This window comes from Dubosiella muris (genome assembly GCF_004793885.1).
Classification (GTDB): Bacteria; Bacillota_I; Bacilli_A; order Erysipelotrichales; family Erysipelotrichaceae; genus Dubosiella; species Dubosiella muris.
The window spans coordinates 61,380-83,889 of sequence record NZ_SRYG01000002.1 but is presented as its reverse complement, the minus strand read 5'-3'; the positions used below and the strand labels follow the sequence as shown (position 1 = coordinate 83,889).

Sequence of the window (22,510 nt, the reverse complement as noted above, 5' to 3'; positions counted from 1 at the left end):
TTAGATGATGCCGAACAACAGTTTTCCGTACGTCGGGAACGGCCAGAGTTCGGTGTCGGTCAGCATTTCAAGCTGGTCGCATGGCGCCCGCAAGCTGTCCATGGCGGGAATGATGACATCGCGTACAAACGCGGCGGCCAGTTCGAAATCGTCGATTTGGTGCAGCTCGGCGACTTTGACTTCCAGTGCTTTGAGTGCCGCGAACGCTTGCTCCATCGCGGTCGAGATAGCTTCAAGCGTGCCCGTTTCGTAGCTGGATGGCAAGGTTTCCAGCACGGCTCGTTTCAATACGATCGTGTCGGCCAGCTCTTTTTCGAATCGGACGATGGAAGGCAAAATTTGTTTTTTGGCCATGTCGATCATCGTCAGCGCCTCGATGTTGAGCACTTTGGTGTACTCTTCCATCATGATTTCGTAGCGGGAAACGATTTCGTCGCGCCTGAGGACGCCTTGGCGCTCGAACAGGGCGATGTTTTCCGGCAGGATGCTGTACGGCAGGGCGTCGACAGTCGTTTTTAAATTGAGCAGGCCGCGTCGCTTGGCTTCCTCGACCCACGCGTCGTCATAGCCGTTGCCGTTGAAGACGATGCGCTTGTGCTGCTTGAGCGTGCGCTGGATGAGCGCGTGGAGCGCGCTTTCGAAATCGTCGGCGTTTTCCAGCTCGTTGGCAAAGTCGCACAACACGTCCGCGATGACGGTGTTGAGCATGATGTTTGGCTGGGCGACGGAGAGGGCGCTGCCCGGCATGCGGAACTCGAATTTGTTGCCGGTGAAGGCGAACGGCGAAGTCCGGTTGCGGTCGGTCGTGTCCTTTGTGAATTTTGGCAGCACGTCGGCGCCGATTTTCATAAGTTCCTTGCCGACGCCATCGTACGTCGTGTCGTTTTCAATGGATTCGAGCACGGCGGTCAGCTCGTCGCCTAAAAAGATCGAGATAATGGCCGGAGGCGCTTCGTTGGCGCCCAGGCGATGGTCGTTGCCGGCGGTCGCCACGGCGAGGCGCAGCAAATCCTGGTGCTCGTCGACGGCTTTGATGATGGCCGTCAAAAACAAGAGGAACTGGGCGTTTTCATACGGCGTGTCGCCGGGTTCGAGCAAATTGACGCCGGTGTCGGTGGAAATCGACCAGTTGTTGTGCTTGCCCGATCCGTTGATGCCGTCGAACGGTTTTTCATGCAGCAGGGCGACGAGGTCGTGCTTTTTGGCGACGCGCTGGATGATTTCCATCGTGAGCTGGTTGTGGTCGACCGCGATGTTCGTCGTCGAGAAGACCGGGGCGAGCTCGTGCTGGGCCGGGGCGACTTCGTTGTGTTCCGTTTTGGCGCTAATGCCAAGCTTCCACAACTCCTCGTTGAGCTCGTTCATGAATTTTTGGACGCGGGACTTAATGGTGCCGAAATAGTGGTCTTCCATTTCCTGGTTTTTCGGGGCCGGGGCGCCAAACAAGGTGCGGCCGGTGTAAATCAAGTCTTTGCGTTGCTCAAAGTATTGCTTGTCGACGAGGAAGTATTCCTGCTCGGGACCGAGCGTCGTTTTGACGGAGCGGACGTCCTCGTTGCCGAAAAGCTTGAGCACGCGCAGCGCCTGCCTGCTGATGGCCTCCATCGAGCGAAGCAGCGGCGTTTTTTTGTCGAGCGCGAATCCGGTATAGGAACAAAAGGCGGTCGGAATGCACAGGACGCCGTTTTTGATGAACGCGTAGCTTGTCGGATCCCACGCCGTGTAGCCGCGGGCTTCAAACGTGGCGCGAAGGCCGCCGTTTGGAAAGCTGGACGCGTCGGGTTCGCCTTTGATGAGTTCTTTGCCGGAAAATTCCATGATGACCGTTCCATCGTCCTGGGGATTGATGAAGCTGTCGTGTTTTTCGGCGGTGACGCCGGTCATTGGCTGGAACCAGTGCGTAAAGTGGGTGGCGCCTTTTTCAATCGCCCAAACTTTCATCGCGTGGGCGACGGCGTTGGCGATTTTGATGTTGAGCGGTTTGCCGTCCTGAATGGTTTTTTCCAGTTCCTTGAACGTTTCTTTCGGGAGCCGCTGGCGCATCGTTTGTTCGTTAAATACGTTGGTGCCGTACATTTCTGTGACCTTATCCATATTGATTCTCCTTCTTGATAAAAAAACGGCAAAAGCGGGTAGAGTCATCCCATTGGGAATGCTTTACGACGCCTTTGCCGTTGACATGCCCTTATTATAGCGGTTCACCGAAAGATGTCAACCATTTTCTGAAAATTATTTCATTTGTTTCAGAAAATAGATAAAAGCTTTCAAAGACGAATCAAACACTTTGGAAACCGATGAAATGAATTTTTTTGTTTTCATTTTTTACATAGCTCTTTATAATGAAGAGGATTGGAGATTATGATGACAACAATAGAAGAATTACTGCATTTTATTGAAGAGGAGGATGTCCGGTTTATCCGGCTGGCGTTTTTTGACGTGTTTGGCATTCAAAAGAATATTTCGATTTTGCCGGATCTTTTGCCCAAGGCGCTGAAGCATGGCATCGCGATCGACGCGAACGCGATTTTTGGCTTGTCTTCGTTGAAAGACGCGACGCTTTATGTCAAACCCGATATTTCGACGTTGACGATTTTGCCGTGGCGCTCGATTGATGGCAGCGTGGTGTGCATGGTGGGCAATTTGTACGACGCCCATGGCGAGCCGTACGCGCTCGACTGCCGGAAAATGCTCAAGGACGCGTTGCGGGCGGCAGCCGGGATGGATGTGTTGTTCAATATTTCGACGCAATTTGAATTTTACTTGTTTTTGCAGGACGAGGTGGGCAACAACACGTGGCGGCCGTTGGATTACGCGGGATACATGGATGTCGCGCCGGAGGACAAGGGCGAAAACGTGCGGCGCGAAATTTGCATGACGCTGGCGACGATGGGATTGCAGCCCCGTTCCTCCTATCACCAGGCGGGGCCGGGCCAAAACGAGATCGACTTTCACTCTTCGACGCCGTTGAAGGCGGCTGACGAGGCGTCGATGTTCAAATGGGTCGTGCGGACGGTGGCGGACGCAAACGGCTTGCATGCGGAGTTTTCGCCAAAGCCGCTGGAGGACAAGCCGGGCAACGGGATGCATATTAAGATGAAATTCGCGAAAACGATGCCGCGACATCAGATCGAACACTTTCTGGCGGGGATTTTGGCGCATATCGACGCGTTGACGTTGTTTTTGAACCCGGTTGAGGCGTCGTACGCGCGGCTGGGAAAACAAAACGCGCCGGATCAAATCGCCTGGTCGGTGGCGCATGCGCATGAGCTCATTCACGTCGATCCGAAAAACGACCATATTTTCGAGCTGCGCTCGCCGGATCCGTTGTGCGATCCGTACTTGTGCTTCAGCTTGCTGATCCGGGCGGGGCTGGATGGAATCGAAAACGAGATTCCGCTGGAAAAGCCTTTGGATATCGTTTGCGACTTGACGACGATCAAACGGCTTCCGTCCACGAAAGAGGAAGCTTATAATCGAACGGTACAGGACGAGTGGCTGCGCCAGTGGCTTCCGGAACGACTGATCGCCTTATACCGGTGAGGATGGTATGAAGGAGCGGAAAAAGGTTCTCGTCATCGCGGAAAAGAAAAGCGGCGCGCTTTACAAGGAGTTGTTTCCGGCTTCGTTGTATGGGGCGTGCGTGTTTGCCGAAAACGCGGTGGAAGCCAAGCACCGGCTGAGCCGGGAGCGCTTTGACCTCGTGCTGGCGCCCAAGCTGGCGCAGCCCAAGCAAGCCCATGAAATCGCGGTGGTTTACGACACGTACGTCCTCTTGTTCGTCAAGCCGCAGGCGTATGATCAAGTGGCGTACCAGATGCGGGAGGCGAAAGTGTTTGTGCTGTCGACGCCGGTTTCCAAGATGGTGGTCGCGCAAGTGCTTGCGATGCTGGAGCGGTTCATGGACCAGACGGCTCGTCTGGAGCAAAAGGTGGCGCGCGCCCAAAAGAAGCTGGTGGAGATCAAGACGATCGACCGCTGCAAAATGGAGTTGATGCACACGTTCCAGTGGAGCGAGGCGAAAGCGCACCGGTACATTGAAAAAAGCGCGATGGACACGGGGGCGACGCGGGCGCAAATCGCCGACCAGCTGCTGGCGCGCATGGATATGAAAAGGAGTGGTGAGGCTTGAAGCGCGAAAAGACCAACGCGATGCGGATCCTGGAAAAAAACGGGATCGAATACATAGAGCACGCGTACGAGCATAAAAAGAATGATCCGGTTGACGGGGTGGCGGTGGCCGAGAAAATCGGCGAGCCTGTCGAGCGGGTGTTTAAAACGCTTGTGACGCAAGCCAACACGAAGGAGTATTTCGTGTTTATGATTCCTGTCGACAAGGAGCTGGATTTGAAAAAGTGCGCGAAAGCAGCCGGCGTCAAACACGTCGAGATGCTTCCGTTGAAAGACTTGACAAAGACGACAGGCTATATTCGGGGCGGCTGTTCGCCGCTGGGCATGAAAAAAGAGTTGAAGACCTTCGCCCAGGAAGAGGCCGTTTTGTACGATACGATCTTTTTTTCGGGCGGGAAAATCGGGCTGCAAATCGAGGCGAACGCGAACGATTTGGAAAAAGTGCTCGACATTGCATTTCACGATTTGATCCGGAGTTAAAAAATAATAGAAAAATCGCGATACCACGATTTATTTTCTACTGTGGGACGGAAATATATTATAATTCCACCCGCAGTTTTTCTTTTTTTATTGTTGTCAAATAAACCTAACAGGTTTGTTTTTTCGGCTGATTTGGTATAATCGGTATCAAAAGTGGAAAAGTTGGCAATAGTTATAACATAATGATGTATTAGGGGTGGAAGTTTTTTTGAAAGCGTCTACAATGAGGATGAACAAAGAACTCGATCCGTGTATCGTGTGTTTTGGCAGAAGGTTTGAAAGGGAATTGGAAGGAAGGCAATCAAACGAAAGAAGCGAAACACCGGTTCGGCAGTTTCGCTTTTTGGGGTTCCAAAATCGAAACGCGCAACGGAGAAGTCGTTCGATGTGGATTTTTGCTTTACCCCTCACTTCAGTTGAATAAGCATCACCCTCGGAACGACACTGTCTTTCCGAGTTTTTTTTACGAAAGGAATTTTTATGAATCAGAAATCTCATGTACATGTGGCAAATCGGATTCGTATTTGGTTTGCCTGGATTCTTGCGCTCTTGTTGTGGATCCAGGGAACATCGTTTCCTGTGCGGGCCGAGGAGCCACCGTCCTCCTCTTATTCTTTTGAAAATACGATTCTTTCTGTTTCCTGGAAAGTGCGCCCGGAGTGGAATTCGGAATTTCAGTCGATTGATTCGGCGAAACCAATCGAGATCAAACCGAATGACACTTATCAACTTACCATCAAATATGAGCTTCCGCAAGGGACGCTAACTGCGGAGAGTCCATCCTGCTCGTATCAGCTTCCTTCGCAACTGACTTTTTCAAGTCCGGTTTCTGGCACCATCCAAAATGGAGGCACGGCAGTGGGCACGTATTCTATCGACACGTCAGGGCAGGTTGTCCTGCAATTTTATGAAAAACTCGTTTCTGAAAACGTCGATGGAAAGGTTTATGGCGATCTGCAATTTGACATCAAAGGAAAGGAGATCGTTCTTGACAATTCAACAGAAACCGTGATTCGATTCAACAATTCCAATCAATTTACTTTGACCGGACCAGCTCTTGATCCCGAGCCGGAAAAAGGAAGCCTTCAAGTCCAAAAAACCGGAGAGAAAAAAGAAGGCAGAACGATGAGCTACACCATCACGGTAACGGCAACAGGGGACACAACGGAAGACGTTGTCGTGACGGATGTGTTGAAAAGCGGAAGCGCGACGTATAAGGAAAACTCGCTCGTTGTGAAAAAAAGCGATGGAACATCCGTTTCGCCGGTGGAGCCTTCCTTTCAGGACCAATCGTTTCAGCTGACACTGCCGCCTTTATTGGCGAACGAGTCGTACACGATCACCTACGAGATGGAGGCGGATTCGCTGAAAAACGAAACGAACACGATCAAAAACTATGTGGAAGCGCAAACCACAGACGCGAACAAAACAGGCAGCTGGGGGCCGGATTTGACATTTACGAGCAAGATGCTGGAAAAAACTGGCGTTTTGCAAGCGGATAAAAAAACGATTTTATGGACGGTGACGCTGAACGAGGCGAACGAGGATTTAAACGGCTGGACCCTTCAGGACGAATGGAATCAGATTCCGGTCAAGGAAGTGTCGATCAAGCCATCCGTCGACGGAAATGATAAAATTTCGCTTCCTTACACGTTTTCAAGTACAGATACCACAACGTATACGATTACCTACACGACGCCGGCCGACGTGCTTCTTGGCACGAGTCAGACGTTGAACAAGGTGGTTCTGGAAAACGAAGAAGAAAAAATCGAACAGGAAACCGGCGTGTATGTGCCGGACAGCGAAGACGCTCAGCCGATTCAAAAAGAAGGCGTCGCGCTGAAACCGATTGGACCGAATTTGTACGAAGCCGAATGGATGGTGCGCTTAAACCTCGACTATTCCTCTCTTTCACCGGGATGGACGTATACCGACCGGCTTTCGGGCGATGGAACGTCCTCGTACTCGGCAGAGCAGAAAAAAGCGCTGATGGAGGCGATTGCGAACGCGTTTGGCGTGACCAACAATCAAGTAGAGAACGAAAATGGATTCACATCCGATACCATCGACTTTTCCTGGGTGAAAGAAGAATGGGAAAGCGAAGCGAAAACGTTTCAAATAACCGGAAAAACTTCGCTTCCGCAAGGAACAACGATTAAATTTACGTATTTCTCGACAGTAGAAATAGAAGAGGGGAACCTCTACAACAACGGCGTTTTGAAAGACCGTGGAAAAGAGGCGAACGCTTCGGGCGAGTTGACGGTAAAACCGATTTTAAGAAAAAACGATCCGCTTTCGCCTGGCAGTAGCTGGACCTATCATAGTCGAAAAGAGCTGAAAGACGATATTTTGCGATGGGAAGTCGTTGTAAACATTCCGGAACACCAAACGAAGGCGCTGACGCTTGTCGACACGCTTCCTAATGAAGTGACGTATTCCAACGCTTTTGTCAAAGACAAGGAATTGAAACCGGAGGTGCAGGGAAATACGGTGACGTGGACATTGGATGAGGCGTTTGTTCAAGCCAATCAGGGCAAGACAATCACGTTTGTCGTCGAGGCAAAGCTGGTGGAACAAAACCTGACTTGGCGCAACGACGAGACGACTGATCCAAAAATTCGGCGGATCCATGTCAAAAACCAGGCGGAAATCATTCAAGAGGAAGATCTATTGAAAAAAGTCGAGCAGACGCAAACGATTTGGGAGTCTACCGTTCGAAATCGAATCGAGAAAACGGATCCGAAAGCGTCCGGAAAGGAAACGGCGCATCGGTTCGAAGAACTTGAAAACGGACAGGTAATTTGGAAAATCGCCCAATACATCGAAGAGAATCAAACGAAACCACTGACTGTGCAGGACAGCATTCCCCAAGGATTGCGGTTCGAAGAGGGAAAAGTCCGTTGTGACGGGAAAGAAGTTGATGCTAATTTCACGCTTCAAGAGAACACGTTGTCGCTTGCGCTCGATGAACAATTCATCGTGAAATGGCGTGGAAAGACATTGGAGCTGACGCTTGCCTTTTCCATCAAGGATGATTTTTCGTGGAATGTGGATCCAGACCATCCTAAAAACGCCACGGGCCTCTTTAAAAACGAATGCCAGGTTTTAGAAGAGGGAACCGTCGTCGATACGGACGAGCAAACGCAGACCATTACGAAAAACTTGTTTGAAAACGCCTTGAAAAAAACAGGAAACTACGATTCTTCGACGGGTGTATTGTCGTATACCGTCGTGATCAATCCGGATGGAAAAACATTTGGAGGCGAGGATGGCTTGATTCATTTGCACGACCGGCTTAAATACCACTACAAAGGCGATTACGATTCGTATCGGGTATACTTTATGCCGGAGAAAACCGTGTTGTATGAAGTGGCAGGCGACGGAGAGAAAAAGGAGATTGACCGTAAAGACTGGCATCTTCGCTATAAAATCGGTCCCGAACAGTGGAATCCGGACATGCAGCAAATTGATTTGGATTTGGATGTGCCGGATGGCAAATCGCTTGAACTGACGTATTGCTATCAGGTTTGGGGACGAAAGACGCTAGAACAAAGCATTGGCAATTCGATTGAATTGACGGTAAACGACAAGTCGTATGCCGAATCAAGCACGTCGGTGGCCGCCAAGACAATCACATCCAGCGCGAACGCGGGCACTCGTTATGTGACGTTGCGAAAAGTGGATGAACAAGATATCAACGTTTTTCTGCCAGGCGCTAAGTTTGATTTGTACCGCTATGACAAGGAAAAAAATGACTATGTAAAAGAAGACAACAAGTCGGCGCAAGTCAGCAACGCGAACGGAACCATACAATTCAATGATTTGGCTTTCAACACCGCGTACTACTTAAAGGAAATCGAAGCGCCATCCGGCTATTTGCTGGACGAAACACCATTTTACTTTTATATCGTCGGTACGGACACGTCAAGCACAACGTTCATGCCCGATGGATTTGAAACCGATCCCAACACTCACACCTACATGAACCAGTCCAACTTGTATATCACGAACAAAGCGAACACGACCTCATTGACGGTACGCAAGAAATGGCTGGACGCGCAAGGTGTGGAATTGAGCGGTCCTACCCGGGAGGCGGAGGTGGACTTGATTCGGTACACTCACGACGAGCCGCCGGATGATTCGTTTCAATATAGTTTGAATATTAAATCGAGTGGAACTGTTTTACTGGAACAGACGAATGTGCCAGTTAAAAAAGGTTCGGTTCTTGAAATCACATTTGAATTACTAAATGTTAGCTCTGGGGATGGGATTATCCATGACCAAAATTGGAACGGATACTCACCTGTTGAATCTATTTCCGGGATTCCGGGAGAGGAAACCTGGCAGACCTATACTCGTTTTACTTACCGGATTCCGCTTCAGGAAAATAACTTGATTTTAACAGCGGAGAATTGGGGCTTACGATTTCCAAAAGTAACACTCATCGAACCAGAGTTGAATGGAACAGTTATTGAATCTATCCCGCTCAACAACCAAAACGACTATAAAACGACAATCCCTGACTTGATAACCGAAGAAAATATCAACGGAAAAAAAGTTTACTATACATACGACGTGCAGGAACAGCCAATGGCTGGTTTCGATGCCACGTATGAAAAATTGACGACTGAAACGGGGGTTGAAATTGTCGTCACGAACCGGCGGAAGGAAAACGGGGGATTTGTTTTTCCGGAAACCGGCGCGAATAAAAATCAGATCAGTGCATATGTAGGAGGTGTAATGATCGCAAGTCTGATCTGTGTGCGGATATGGAATCGACGAAAATCGAAAGAAAGGTAACAAGAGAACATGAAAAAAAGTTTTAAAAATCGGATGAAGGGAGCACTTGCCCTCGTGTGCTTGCTTTGGGGAATGACAGTTGCCGTTCCGATAAAAGCAACGGAAACTGGGGACACTACGTCAACGGACATTTCGGAAACAGGTACCAAATCAACAGTGAACCTGACAATCCCTGAGAGTTTAAAGGGTCACACATTTGCCGCCTATCAAATCTTTAAGGGTGATGTTTCAAATGGAGTATTATCCAATGTGAAATGGGGCGATGGAGTTGATCGAGATAATTTGATTAGCTCTTTGAGGTCAAAAAGCATCATTTCAACAACCACAACAGATCCCACACCAAAAGAAGTGGCGCAAGCGATTGAAACGTATGTATCTCAAGGTAGTGATGAAACGGAAAAAGAAAGACGTGCCGGAGAAATCGCTCTTCTGATTTCAAAACATTTGAGTGAAACAAGCACAAGTATTGCAGGAACCTCTGTATCTCTGGTTCCCGGGTATTATTTGATCAAAGATGTAACAAAAAATACGACGAATCCGGATTTCACGTGGAATGAATCATTGCTACAATTGACAAGCGATATGAAGATTGAAAGAAAAGCTGAGACGCCAACTGTTAAGAAACAAGTTGGAGAAAACAATGGGGAAAATGGTGCACTAAATTATCAGGATGTGGCGGATTATTCTATTGGAGACGATGTTCCGTTCCAAATCACTTCAACAGTTCCAGAGACTACGCATTATGATGAATACACCTATGAATTTCACGATACGCTAAGTAAAGGGTTGAATCTGAACGAGGATAGTATTGAGGTTTTATTGGATGGTGATAAATTAACGAAAGGGACAGACTATACCATTGTTAACGGTCAAAAAGAAACAAAAGACGGTTGTTCACTGCATGTAAAAATTTCAAACTTAAAAGATCATGGTGGTGAAGAGGTAATAGTAACTTACACAGCCCAACTCAATTCAAACGCTCTTGTTGGAATTGCAAATGGAAACGATACACCAAACACGAACAAAGTCTATCTTGCGTATACCAACCATCCGTATACGGATTCAGACTACGCTGTAACGCCGGAAGATAAGGTTCTGGTACTGACGTACAAATTGTCTGGAACAAAAAAAGATGCGAGTGATAAAAAGACGCCATTGAAAGGAGCGGAATTCTATTTATTGAATACGGATCAAAAGAACCCTTCTTACGCGATGATGGATGCTACATCTCATAAATTTACGGGTTGGACAAAGGATGAAAAATCAGCTTCGAAGCTGATATCAGGAGAAAATGGAGGATTTGAAATCCAAGGATTGGATGCGGGAACATACTACCTAAAGGAAATCAAAGCCCCCGTTGGTTATAATATCATGGAAGGATTGCAATCGGTAGAGGTTATTGCGAATAAATCACGAGTTTATGATTTTGGTGAGGCTACTTCACCGGTTGATTTTAACACAAATTCGAATGATGCGAACGGTGTTAAGAAAACAAGCATTGATCAATCTGGAACGATGAGCGTTGTCGTGGAAAACGGCAAAGGCTTCACAATGCCTTCGACCGGTGCGTTTGGACAAACTCTGATTTACGGTGTCGGCGGTCTTTTGGCGCTAGGCGGCCTTGGCATTCGAATGGCACGGCGCCGTCACGAACAAGACTAAAAAGACGAAACGAAAGCCCGATTGGCTTGACCGGCTCAGCGTCTGGATGCTGCTCGTTGGCATTGGCTTGATTGCCTATCCGACCGCGGCCGACTGGTGGAACTCGATCCATCAGACGCATATGCTGACCGAATACGCGCAAATGGTGGAAGATCTGGACGAGCCGTTCAAGAAGGAAATGGTCGCGCAGGCTCGTTCCTACAACAAGACGCTTTTGACCCGGGAAGATCGCTGGAATTTTTCAGAATCGGAATGGGCGACGTATCTTGACTTGCTGGATCCGGGAAAAACCGGCGTCATGGGATCGGTGTCGATTCCAACTCTAGGTATCACGTACCCGATTTACCACGGGACCGACGAAGGCGTGCTGGCCGTGGCCATCGGACACATGCCCGGCTCCTCGCTGCCTGTCGGCGGCAAGGGGACGCACGCCGTTCTTTCCGGCCATCGCGGATTGCCTTCCGCCCAGCTGTTCACGCATCTGGACCGGGTGAAAAAAGGGGACCGGTTTCAAATTGAAACGATCGACCAGCGGCTTTTGTACGAAGTCGATCAAATCAAAACCGTCCTGCCAGGCGACGAGACCTATGTCGAAATCGACCCGGACGCCGATCTTTGCACGCTGGTGACGTGTACGCCCTTCGAGGTGAACACGCACCGCCTGCTCGTGCGCGGACACCGGATTCCGCTGGACGACAAGCCCGAACCTTACGCCATTCCGTGGCCAAGAATCTTTTTGTGCCTTGGCATGCTGGTCGCGCTCATCGCGCAACTCGTTTCGAGAAGAAAGGAAAAATGATGAAAAAGCTATGGAGCGTGCTTTTGGGCCTTGTATGCGCCCTTGGGATGACAGCATGGTTTCAACCGGTGTGCGCCGCCAGCGACGGAAGCATCGTGCTCCATTTGGAAGATCGCGAAAGTGAAGTCGCTCTGTACGCGGTCCCTGTCGAGCTTCAAAATCTGGAAGTCGACGAACTCGTCGCCGCGCTGCTTGACCAAGGCGTCGAACCCCAAACCGCCGCCATTACGTCGAACACGATCCGTTTTGAACAGCTTGAACCCGGTCTGTATTTGCTGCGGCAAACGCGCCACGCCCCCAACCGGCAGCCGTTCAAGCCGCACCTCGTCCATTTGCAAGCCGATGGCATGCAAGTCGAGGAAACGCCCAAAACCGCGCCCGTCGTGTCGAATCCCGATTTTCCACGATCCAGCCGCCACGACGCCACGCTGCCATACACCGCCCAGCCCCGATGGCTGATCTATGTTTTCGCCATGTTGGGCATTACATGTTTGCTTGGCGGCCGGCTGTTGAGAGAACCGTATGAAAAATAAAACCGCCCGGCATTTGACGCGCCTGGGCTGCCTGTTTATTTTGGCCGCGCTGGCCGTCTGGCTGTTCGAGTGGAACGACAACATGACCAAGGCGGCGCTGGCCAGACAGCAGCTCTCCGCTTTGCGTACGCCATCCGAAAAAAATCCGGCCGACGAGCGTTTTTTCGGCGACCTGCTCATTCCGGCCCTCGAGCTGGAGCTTCCGGTGCTGTCCACCTACTCGCAAGAGGCGATGGACCAGTACCCGTGCCTGTACGCCAACGACGGGGAGCATCTTGTCGTCTGCGCCCACAACGCCGACAGCCATTTCGGCCGCATCGGCCAGTTAGGATTTGGCGATGAAATCACGATCCGCACCTCAAGTGCGTCGTACCGCTATCAAATCGAGAAAGTGGAAGTGCTCGAGCCAACCGAAGTGAAACGCATGGTCGAATCCGACTACGCCCTCACTTTGTTTACGTGCACGCCTTTCGGCGTCCGCCGCGTCGCGGTGAGGGCGGCGCTGTGCGAGGAAAACGTGGATGAAAATAGATGACTGACAGTCATAAATATGAGAGAATAGGAACATGAACAAGTACAGTTGGATGATGGTTTATGCTTTCCTGTTCTCTTTTCTTATGGTCATGATCGGGGTGGCGCTCGAAGCGCCCGCGACCGGTCCGGCCGAAATCGCCTGCACCGACCGGTTTATCGAGTTTAACGGCCTCATCTACAAGCAAGTGCCGTACGATCAAATCCGCTCGATCGAGCTGCTGAGAAACTACGACCTGAAACGAAAAGGGATCCAGGAAGGCGTGGAGTTTGAACACTACTACAATGGAAACGCCGATTTTCAAACGATCGGCCGATGCAGCGCGTATTTGTATTTGACGCACAAAGACTACATCGCGATCGTGACCGCGGACAGCGGTACGATTTTGTTCAACGAGCCAACACCCGAAATCACGACCCAAATGTACGACTACATCAAAAACCGCATCGACGCGGCGTAGAAAAGAGGAAAAAACTATGTGGTATGAATCCAGCGTGTTTTATCAAATTTACCCCCTGGGAGCGTGTGGGGCTCCCTTTGAAAACGATCATAAAAAGACGCATCGGCTAACAAGACTGACCTCGTGGATCCCCGGTCTGAAAAAACTAGGCATCGACTGCGTTTTGCTCAATCCGGTCTTCGAGTCCATCTCCCACGGCTACGACACGACCGACTACACGCAAGTCGACGTCCGTCTGGGCGACAACGACGATTTGCGCGCGTTCGTGCGCGCCTGCCACGACAACGATATCCGCGTCATTTTGGATGGCGTGTTCAACCATGTCGGGCGCGCGTTCGCCCCGTTTGCCGACGTGCTCCAAAACCGCGAAAACTCCCCGTATCTTTCCTGGTTCGACATCGACTTGAACGGAAACAACGAGTACGACGACGGCTTGTCGTATCAAAACTGGGAAGGCAACGCCAATCTTGTCAAACTCAACTTGAACAATCCAGCCGTCGTCGACTATCTATGCTCCATCGTCCAAGACTGGATCGACACATTCGACATTGACGGCTTGCGGCTCGACGTCGCATATTGTCTGGCCCCTGATTTTTTACGCGCCCTCCATACGTTTACCAAGTCGATTCGTCCCGATTTCTTTTTAATGGGCGAAACGCTGCACGGCGACTACAACCAGTGGGTCAACGAGCAAATGCTCGACTCCTGCACGAACTACGAGTGCTACAAAGGGTTGTATTCCAGCTTCAACACCCGCAATTTTTTTGAAATCCTGTATTCGTTTAACCGGCAGTTCGGCAACGAGCAATGGTGCCTTTACCGAGGCAAGCACTTGTTCAACTTTGTCGACAACCACGACGTGGAACGCATCGCCTCCATTTTGAACGTCAAAGCCGACTTGCCCCTCATCTACGCCATGCTCATGACGATGCCGGGCATTCCGTGCTTGTATTACGGCAGCGAGTGGGGAATGGAAGGAAAGAAAAACTGGAACGACACCGCCCTGCGCCCGGCCGTCGAGGCGCTGGAATGGAACGAGCTCACGGACTGGATCCATACGCTGATCGACATCCACCACGCCTTGCGCCCGTTGTACGAAGGGTCGTACCGCCAGGTTGCGTTGACGAACACCGCTTGCGTGTACGCCCGGGAGCTGGATGGCGAAACGGTTTGGACCGCCATCAATCTTGATGACTCGCCAGTTGACCTCGGTGTGGATTTTCAGGCGGAATGCGTCGACTGGCTTGCGGATTCGCAGCCGGTTTTTGTGGACTGGTGCGTCCAAATTCCAGCCAAAGGTGCCATGATCTTGACTAAAAAATCGTGATTTGTGATTTTCGAGAGCAAATTTCGCTCTCTTTTTTGTTTTGTGCAAATATTTTCGTCTAAGTATAGATAAATGCATAAAATTCGTGGAAAATCAACGAATGTGTTTGAAAAGTTCGGTTTCCTCGTGTAAAGTCGGGACTTGTGAAACAAACAGTCCGAAATCAGACTGGAAAACAGGAGGAAACGAACGATGAAACAAACGAAAATATTCGGCTTTGCGGCTGGGATCGCTCTTGGATTCAACGCGTTCGCCCCGGTTTTTGCCGCGGACCAAAACGTAAACAATTCAATGCCGCATTCCCCCATGGCATACTACGAAGCAGCCTACAAAGACGAGACGTCCCTGACGTCGATCGTCGAAGAAGCCTTTCATAAAAACCTAAAACAATACACGTTGAAAGAAACGGAAAACGGATTGTGCTATTTGCTGGATGACGCCATCATCGACATCCAGGGCATCGACCTGGATAAGGAAGGGTATCAAATCGTGAAAATGGCGATGAAAAGCCGCACCGCCAAGGTGGGCGAAAACAAGCCAACCAACACCCTCTCTTCCGAAAAGGAAATCGTCTCGGTAAAAAACGCCGTGATCGACGTCCGCGACGGGCAGGCGCCAACGATCCGCGTTCCCGAAGTCGTGAAAACGACTGAAAACCAAACGCTCGATTTGAACGAGCACATCGAAGCCAGCGACAACAGCGGCCAGGTGGAATTGACAGTCGATGAGTCCATCGACTACGCCAAACCCGGCGAATACACTGTCAACATCGAAGCCAAGGACGCCAGCGGAAACGTAACCAAAAGCGCGATGAAAGTCGTCGTGGAAAAAGACGATTTCTACGACCGCATCGCCCAGGCGGCGCTTTCGCAAGTGGGACGCTACAAGGACTGCACGATGCTTGTCACCAACGCGCTCAAAGCCGTTGGCATCGACTTCCACGGCTGGCCGGAAGAATACGCCCAGCTTGGCAGCTACACCAACAACCCGGTTCCGGGCGATATCATCATTTACAGCGGCCACGTCGCCCTTTACATTGGCGATGGCCAAGCCGTCCATGGCGGATGGCTGGGCAATCAAACCGTTGTCACATCCGTCGAATGCGACAAGCCGCTCATCGGCTACGTCCACGTGGCGCACTAAAACCTGGAAATTCCAGGTTTTTTTATGAAAAAAAGATATATTATCACACAGTCATTTGCTTGACACAAGGAATATGCCTGCGTGATTGAACAATGTGAATTTATGTGATAAAATAGGATGACTTACAATAATTCGCGTTCAAAAAACGAGAAGGGGGAAAGGGAATGAAAGGCACACGCAAATGGATCGGGTTCTTTTTGGGGTTTGTTTGCCTTTTTTTTAATGGCTGTTCCAGTCAGGAGGAGCCGTTCCATGAAATCGAGCCGGGATCGGTTTATCAAGGGCCGATTGAGATCCACGAGCCGAAAGCGACAAACGCCCAGGTGCTTTCCGGCGGACAGATCCTCGTCGACGTGTCCAATGTCGCCGACGGCTACCTGATGATCAAAACGCTGAGCGGATTCGACACCCGTCTGAAGTGCCGCATCAGCCACGAGGCGGACCAGTACACATACGATTTGCCATCCGATGGCGAATATGTCGTGTTTCCGCTTCAAATGGGCGATGGCGAGTACACGATTTCCGTCTACCAAAACACCGAAGGAACAAGCTACGCGCAAATTTTTTCCGAATCGTTTGCGGTGGCGCTCGAGGAGGACAACCGCGTGTTTGTCTTTCCAAACCAGCTTGTGTGGTACACACGCGAGTATCCGGCGGTTTTGTTGTCGTACGACATTTGCCAGTCGCTTTCTAGCGACCAGGAAAAAGTCGACGCGATTTACCGGTACATTGAAAACTACATGACGTACGACACCGACAAGGCGGCCAGCGTGCAGTCGGGCTACATCCCGGATCTGACCCGTGTGCTGGAAGAAAAGAAAGGCATTTGTTTCGACTACGCCGCGCTCATGGCCGCCATGCTGCGGGCGCAGGACATCCCCTCCCGGCTTGTGATGGGAAACTTGACAAGCGAGGGGATTTACCACGCGTGGAACGAAGTGTATGTGGATGGCCAGTGGCGCTGGTACGATCCAACCTACGGGTCCGCCAACTCCAATGAGCAAAGCGACTATGTCGACGACAGGAGGTATTGATGATGGAGAAAAAAACAAACTTGAAAAAGCTGGATCCGGCGCAGCTTTCGCTCTTATGCGCGCAATGGGCCATGATCCTGAAAACCGGCATTTTACTGTACGACGGGGCCGACATTCTCGTTTCGACGTATGAAAACACCAGCGAGCAGGCGTTGTTCGAGCGTATTGCCGGCGCGCTGGAAGAAGGCCTGCCGTTTTACGAGGCGCTCGAAAGCACCGGCCGGTTTCCAAAATACATGATCGAGATGGTGCGAATCGCGGAACGGACGGGAAATCTGGATGTCGTGCTCGATTCGCTGTCCAAGTATTATAAAAAAGAGGCGCTGCGCAACGAGAACATTCAAAACGCCATTTTTTATCCGGTGACGCTCGTGGTGATGATGAGCGTCGTCATCGCGATTTTGGTCGTCAAAGTCATCCCGGTTTTTATGCAGGTGTTCCGCAACATGGGCGTCAGCCTCGACGGCTCCACCCAGACGATTTTGTCAGCCGGGATCTTTGTCGGCTACGCCGTCATGGTGTTCGCCATCTTGCTGAGCGTCTTCGCGATCGTCGTCATCGCGATGTGGAAAAAAGGGAAAACCGAAACGCTGCTCAAAGGCGCGGCCAAAATCTTTCCGTTTTTTCGAAAAATCCACAAAGGGCAGGCGGCCGCCCGCTACGCGGACATCGTCGCGATGGCGATGCGCAGCGGTTTCTCGCTGGATGAAACGATGGAAATGGCGCCCGATTTCATGCCCGATGCCCAGTCCCGGACGATGGCGCAAGTCAGTCTGGATACGATGCGCCAGACAAACCAGTTCACCGAAGCCATGATCGCCAACGGCTTTTACGACACGATCCACGAGAAAATGATCGAGGTCGGCGACCAAACCGGTCAAATCGAATCCGTCATGACCGAGCTGGCCGACTTGTACAACCACCAAGTCGAAAGCGAAATCGACGGCGTTGTCGCCTCGATCGAGCCGGTGCTCGTCGCGCTGCTCACGCTGATCGTGGGCGGCATCCTGCTTGCCATCATGCTTCCGCTTGTCGGCATCCTGATGTCCATGACGTGAGGGCCGGCCATGAAAACGAAACAACGAAACAAACCGCTCATGCTGGCGGAATTCGTGGCCGTGATGCTTTGTTTTTTGTTCGTGTTCGACTGGATATCCAAAACGGCGTATCGCCAGTCGACGCAAACGATCCAAACCGCCCTGGAGCAAATCATCGTCGACACGTACGCCAGAGAAGGGCGCTATCCGCCCTCGCTTGAATCCATGATCAAGGAGCACGGATTCACGTACGACCCCGACACGTACATGATCGTCTACGATATTTTTGCCGACAACATCCGCCCGCGCGTGCAGGTGACGGAAAGGAGCCGGCCATGAATCGACAAAAAAACACGTTCGCTTCGCTTAGTTTGTTTCTCGTCTACGCGATGTTCGCGCTTCTGGCTTTGTTCCTCGTCGTGATCGGGGCGCGCGTTTATGAAAACATCGTTTCGGAAAGCGGACGCGTCCACGACAGCCGCACCGCCATGACGTACATTCAAAACAAGCTGCGCAACCGTCTTGACGCCGTTGGCGCCGACCATGACGTGCTCGTGCTCAAAAAAGGCGACCTCGTCACGTATATTTACGAACAAGACGGGACTCTTTGCGAATTTTACACCTTGGACGGGCTGCCGCTGGAAGACGGGCAGGGCGAAAAGATCGTCGCTGTCGAAGATTTTTCGATCCGTCCGGACAACGGACAACTCGTTATCCGGCTCACGGACCGGGAAGGGTTTGAAAAGGTTTTGCACGTCCAGGAGGTAGGCGTATGAAAAGAAAACGCAATCCGGCTTTGATTGAATTGATGCTCGTCATCGTCTTCTTTTCGCTGGCCTCGCTTATCCTGCTGCAAATGTTCGCGAAAGCGTTCACGCTTTCCAAGCAAAACATCGCCCTTGCCAACGGACAGATCCTGCTCGAGGATTTGATGAACCAGTGGATGGCCGATCCCGCCACGCCGGTGGCGCAAGACGGGGTGTACCGCTTCAACGAGGAAATGAACCTGGATCCAGACGGCCGGTATTTGTTGTGTGTCGAGCGCAGCGAAACCGAGACGCTCGCTTCGATCACGCTCACGCTCCAGGAACAGGAAACGACGTTGATCGACTTCCACACGACCATCAGCAAGGAGGAATCAAAATGAAGCGAAACGGTGTCGGCACCGCCTCGTTCGTGCTGATCGCGCTTGTGCTCGCCTTGACGTGCTTTTCGCTGCTGGCGCTTTACCAGGCCGACTTGCAAAACCGGATGAGCCGCTCTTCCATCGACTATTCGAGCCGCTATTACGAGGCGCTCGCCTCTATTAGCGAGCAGGTGGACGCGATGAATCAAACCAGGATGGACGAGGATAAAAAATACATTTCCGTGCAAATTCTCGACGGCCAGTATTTGATTGCCCGCGTTGAAAAGCGGGACGGCCGGTACGTGATTGCCGAACGATACGTTGAAAACCAGAACACGTGGGATCAAACCGAACCGATCCCGGTCTGGGATGGAAAGGATTGAGACTATGAACATCGAAGAAATACTGGAGGACAGCCTCCAAAAAGGGGGATCGGACTTGTTTATTGTGCCCGGGGCGCCGATCCACGTGAAAGTCAAAGGACGCATGGAGCCATTTGGCAGCCAGCCCGTCATGCCCGCGCAAAGTCTGGAGCTAATCAGCCAGATTTATGAAAACGCCAGCAGGAGCCAGGAAACCTTGAAACAAACCGGAGACGACGATTTCTCGTTTTCGATTCGCAACGTGGGACGTTTTCGCTGCAACGCCTACAAGCAACGCAACTCGTACGCGGCCGTGATCCGCATCGTTCCATTCGGCTTGCCCGACCCGAAACAAATGAGCATTCCGCAAACCGTCATCGACTTGGCGCGCACAAAAAACGGGATGATTCTCGTGACGGGACCGGCCGGCTCGGGAAAATCGACGACGCTGGCGTGCCTAATCGACGAAATCAACCGGACGAAAACCGGCCACATTATCACTCTGGAGGATCCAATCGAATTCATCCACCCGCACAAAAACTGTTTGATTTCCCAGCGCGAAATCAGTCTGGACACCCAAGACTACGCCTCGGCGCTGCGGGCGGCGCTGCGCCAAACCCCCAATACGATTTTGCTCGGGGAAATGCGGGACTTCGACACGATTCAAACGGCCCTGACCGCGGCGGAAACCGGCCAGCTTTTGCTGTCGACGCTCCACACCCTGGGGGCCGCGAAAACGATTGACCGGATCATCGACACGTTTCCGGCCAACCAGCAGGCGCAAATCCGCGTCCAGCTGTCCATGGTGCTCAAAGCGGTGGTCAGCCAGCAGCTTGTGCCCGGTATCGACGGCACGCTCGTACCCGCCTTCGAAGTCATGATCGTCACGCCGGCGATCGCCAACCTGATTCGGGAAGGAAAGATCCATCAAATCGACAACGTGATCTTTTCCAGCCAGGAAGGCGGCATGCAAACGATGGACAACGCGCTGCTCGCCTTGTTCAACGCGGGCAGGATCACGCGCGACAGCGCGATCGCGTACGCTCAGGACAAAACGACGCTTTCCAGAAAGCTGAAGGAAAAAAAGCTCCATGTCGTTTAAACCTAAAGTGCTCATTGTCGACGACTCGGAAATCAACCGCCTCATTTTAACGGATATGCTCGAAGACAAATACGACTTGATCGAAGCGGGAGACGGTAAAGAGGCGATCCGGCTTATGAACGATCACGGATTCGAACTCTCGCTCGTTTTGCTTGACTACATGATGCCGGAAATGGATGGCTTCGAGGTGCTGGAAGTCATGCGGGAACGCGGATGGAACGCGCAGTTGTCCGTCATCATGATTTCCGCGGAAACCGGCGCCGACTACATTCATAAGGCGTACGACCTTGGCGTGTACGACTTCATTTCCCGGCCGTTTGACGCCTCGATCGTCACGCACCGGGTCGAAAACATGATTTTGCTCGACGCGCGCCAAAAACATCTCGAACGGCTTGTCGCCGCCCAGGTGCAGGAAAAAACGCGCCAAAGCAACATGCTGATCAACATCCTGAGCCACATTGTCGAGTTCCGCAACGAGGAGTCGGGCCGGCACGTCTTGAATGTGCGGGCGATGACGAAGCTGCTGCTCACGGAACTGCGCGCCATGGATCCGACCTTCACGATGGACGACGAGCAAATCGAGCGTATCGCGCTCGCTTCGGCCCTTCACGATGTCGGAAAAATGTCGATCGACGAGAAAATCCTGAACAAGCCCGGCCGGCTGACGGACGAGGAATTCGAGCAAATGAAGCGCCATACAATTTACGGGGCCCAAATGCTGGAAAAGGTGCCAAGCTACCAGCATGACGAGCTTGTAAAAACCGCGATCGAAATCGCGCGCTGGCACCACGAACGCTACGACGGCAAAGGCTATCCGGACCACCTGGTAGGCGAGCAAATTCCAATCTCGGCCCAGGTTGTCGCGCTTGCCGACGTGTACGACGCCTTGACGGAAGAGCGGGTGTATAAAAAAGCCTTTTCGCCCGAACAGGCGCTGACCATGATTTTGAACGGGGAATGCGGCTGCTTTTCCCAGCGGCTGCTGCGTTGTCTGGAACGCGCCCGCCGCCGGTTGAAACAAGTCGATTTCGGCCCGGATCCATCCGCGTCCGCCGATCCTTCGTCCTTGTCCACGAGCGCGCCGGTTTACAACGAGAAGTCGATTTCGAATTTGGTGTACGAACGCACCAAGTACGCGTTTTACACGAGCCGCTCGCAGGAAATGCGGTTCGAGTACACCTTCAGTCCACCCGTGCTTACGCTTAGCATGCTGGCCGCCCATAAGTTTAACCTGGACTTCGTCATCGCCGACCCGCTCGACCAGCCCGATCTCATGGCGGTGCTCGGACAGGATAACATTGAACGCCTGTGCGATCGAATCCGCCAGCTTTCGTGGGAGCGACCGGAATGCGAACTGGAGCTGGCGCTTCAGGAAAATGGGGAGCCGCACTGGTTCAACTTTATTTTGCATGGCATTTTCAACGAGGAGGAATGCCATGGCTACTTTGGATTGATCGTGGATGTCCATGACGAAAAAGTGAAGCGGGAGGCGCTGGAGCGCAGCGCCCACCACGACGGGCTGACCGGCCTGGTGAATAAAGCGTACGCGCCGGTGCTCATTCAGTCGCGGCTGGATGAAAAGACGAACGACCATTTCGCCCTGATGATTATCGACCTGGACAACTTTAAAACGGCCAACGATGAAAACGGCCATAAATTTGGCGACGAGGTGCTGCAAACACTCGCCAGCCGTATCACGCGCTGTATTCGTTCCTACGACGTGGCCGCGCGCATCGGCGGGGACGAGTTTGTTGTGTTTTTGCAGTACCACGACCACATTACGCCGGTGATCGACCGGATTTTCCATAGCATTCAAGGCGAATACAAAGGATATCCGATTCAAACAAGCGTCGGGGTCGCGACGACCGAAACGTGCGCCCGCGATTACGACGTCTTGTTTGAAACCGCGGACCGGCTGTTGTATGAAGTGAAGAAAAGCGGCAAGAACGCGTATCGAATCGACCATCTTGCCCAAGAGGAATGAA

At 51.7% G+C, this 22,510-nt stretch carries 20 protein-coding genes; 19 read left to right on the top strand and 1 reads right to left on the bottom strand.

The genetic code is table 11. The features are described 5' to 3' along the window. Window positions 1–2,094, bottom strand: coding sequence for a glutamine synthetase III family protein (locus E5336_RS01295; protein WP_135979289.1), 2,094 nt, complete (start codon window positions 2,092–2,094; stop codon window positions 1–3). Window positions 2,095–2,358: 264 nt separating this feature from the next. Here E5336_RS01295 and E5336_RS01290 point away from each other — a divergent pair, with 264 nt between their 5' ends. The 19 genes from E5336_RS01290 to E5336_RS01200 all read left to right on the top strand — a co-directional run bounded on the left by E5336_RS01290 (window position 2,359) and on the right by E5336_RS01200 (window position 22,509). Next, entirely contained in the window at window positions 2,359–3,540 is a 1,182-nt protein-coding gene (locus E5336_RS01290) for a glutamine synthetase family protein (protein ID WP_135979288.1), read from the top strand. Between the two features lie 7 nt (window positions 3,541–3,547). Further along, a complete protein-coding gene (locus E5336_RS01285) occupies window positions 3,548–4,129 on the top strand; it encodes an ANTAR domain-containing response regulator (protein WP_135979287.1) in 582 nt (193 codons plus the stop codon). Further along, window positions 4,126–4,608 (top strand): Cys-tRNA(Pro) deacylase, encoded by a 483-nt coding sequence (ybaK, locus tag E5336_RS01280; protein WP_135979286.1) that lies wholly within the window; start codon window positions 4,126–4,128, stop codon window positions 4,606–4,608. Before E5336_RS01285 ends, ybaK begins: the two co-directional genes overlap by 4 nt. A gap of 858 nt (window positions 4,609–5,466) precedes the next feature. Next, window positions 5,467–9,408, top strand: coding sequence for an isopeptide-forming domain-containing fimbrial protein (locus tag E5336_RS01275; RefSeq protein ID WP_277820726.1), 3,942 nt, complete (start codon window positions 5,467–5,469; stop codon window positions 9,406–9,408). Between the two features lie 9 nt (window positions 9,409–9,417). Further along, window positions 9,418–11,070, top strand: a complete 1,653-nt coding sequence (locus E5336_RS01270; RefSeq protein WP_135979284.1) for an isopeptide-forming domain-containing fimbrial protein — start codon at window positions 9,418–9,420, stop codon at window positions 11,068–11,070. After that, window positions 11,030–11,869, top strand: coding sequence for a class C sortase (locus tag E5336_RS01265; RefSeq protein ID WP_135979283.1), 840 nt, complete (start codon window positions 11,030–11,032; stop codon window positions 11,867–11,869). Before E5336_RS01270 ends, E5336_RS01265 begins: the two co-directional genes overlap by 41 nt. Then, entirely contained in the window at window positions 11,869–12,402 is a 534-nt protein-coding gene (locus E5336_RS01260) for a hypothetical protein (RefSeq protein ID WP_277820725.1), read from the top strand. Before E5336_RS01265 ends, E5336_RS01260 begins: the two co-directional genes overlap by 1 nt. Beyond that, window positions 12,392–12,937: a sortase gene (locus E5336_RS01255; protein ID WP_135979281.1), complete on the top strand. Its 546-nt coding sequence runs from the start codon at window positions 12,392–12,394 to the stop codon at window positions 12,935–12,937. Before E5336_RS01260 ends, E5336_RS01255 begins: the two co-directional genes overlap by 11 nt. Before the next feature lie 31 nt (window positions 12,938–12,968). Beyond that, the gene (locus tag E5336_RS01250) at window positions 12,969–13,394 is read left to right on the top strand and encodes a hypothetical protein (RefSeq protein ID WP_135979280.1); all 426 of its coding nucleotides are present in this window, start codon (window positions 12,969–12,971) and stop codon (window positions 13,392–13,394) included. Window positions 13,395–13,410: 16 nt separating this feature from the next. After that, on the top strand, window positions 13,411–14,721 hold the full coding sequence (locus E5336_RS01245) for an alpha-amylase family glycosyl hydrolase (protein WP_135979279.1): 1,311 nt from the start codon (window positions 13,411–13,413) through the stop codon (window positions 14,719–14,721). 192 nt (window positions 14,722–14,913) lie between these two features. After that, a complete protein-coding gene (locus E5336_RS01240) occupies window positions 14,914–15,864 on the top strand; it encodes an NlpC/P60 family protein (protein WP_135979278.1) in 951 nt (316 codons plus the stop codon). A gap of 164 nt (window positions 15,865–16,028) precedes the next feature. Beyond that, the gene (locus E5336_RS01235; protein WP_135979277.1) at window positions 16,029–16,898 is read left to right on the top strand and encodes a transglutaminase-like domain-containing protein; all 870 of its coding nucleotides are present in this window, start codon (window positions 16,029–16,031) and stop codon (window positions 16,896–16,898) included. Beyond that, a complete protein-coding gene (locus E5336_RS01230; protein ID WP_135979276.1) occupies window positions 16,898–17,956 on the top strand; it encodes a type II secretion system F family protein in 1,059 nt (352 codons plus the stop codon). Before E5336_RS01235 ends, E5336_RS01230 begins: the two co-directional genes overlap by 1 nt. Before the next feature lie 9 nt (window positions 17,957–17,965). Then, window positions 17,966–18,274 (top strand): hypothetical protein, encoded by a 309-nt coding sequence (locus E5336_RS01225; protein WP_135979275.1) that lies wholly within the window; start codon window positions 17,966–17,968, stop codon window positions 18,272–18,274. Further along, window positions 18,271–18,711, top strand: coding sequence for a DUF4860 domain-containing protein (locus E5336_RS01220; RefSeq protein ID WP_135979274.1), 441 nt, complete (start codon window positions 18,271–18,273; stop codon window positions 18,709–18,711). Before E5336_RS01225 ends, E5336_RS01220 begins: the two co-directional genes overlap by 4 nt. Further along, on the top strand, window positions 18,708–19,082 hold the full coding sequence (locus tag E5336_RS01215; RefSeq protein ID WP_135979273.1) for a type II secretion system protein: 375 nt from the start codon (window positions 18,708–18,710) through the stop codon (window positions 19,080–19,082). The genes E5336_RS01220 and E5336_RS01215 overlap by 4 nt, the downstream gene beginning before the upstream one ends. Beyond that, the gene (locus E5336_RS01210) at window positions 19,079–19,444 is read left to right on the top strand and encodes a hypothetical protein (protein WP_135979272.1); all 366 of its coding nucleotides are present in this window, start codon (window positions 19,079–19,081) and stop codon (window positions 19,442–19,444) included. Before E5336_RS01215 ends, E5336_RS01210 begins: the two co-directional genes overlap by 4 nt. Before the next feature lie 4 nt (window positions 19,445–19,448). Beyond that, window positions 19,449–20,525, top strand: coding sequence for a type IV pilus twitching motility protein PilT (locus E5336_RS01205; RefSeq protein WP_135979271.1), 1,077 nt, complete (start codon window positions 19,449–19,451; stop codon window positions 20,523–20,525). Then, window positions 20,515–22,509 carry a bifunctional diguanylate cyclase/phosphohydrolase gene (locus tag E5336_RS01200; protein ID WP_135979270.1) on the top strand — a complete coding sequence of 665 codons (1,995 nt, stop codon included), beginning with the start codon at window positions 20,515–20,517 and terminating at the stop codon, window positions 22,507–22,509. Before E5336_RS01205 ends, E5336_RS01200 begins: the two co-directional genes overlap by 11 nt. Window position 22,510: the final 1 nt, after the last annotated feature.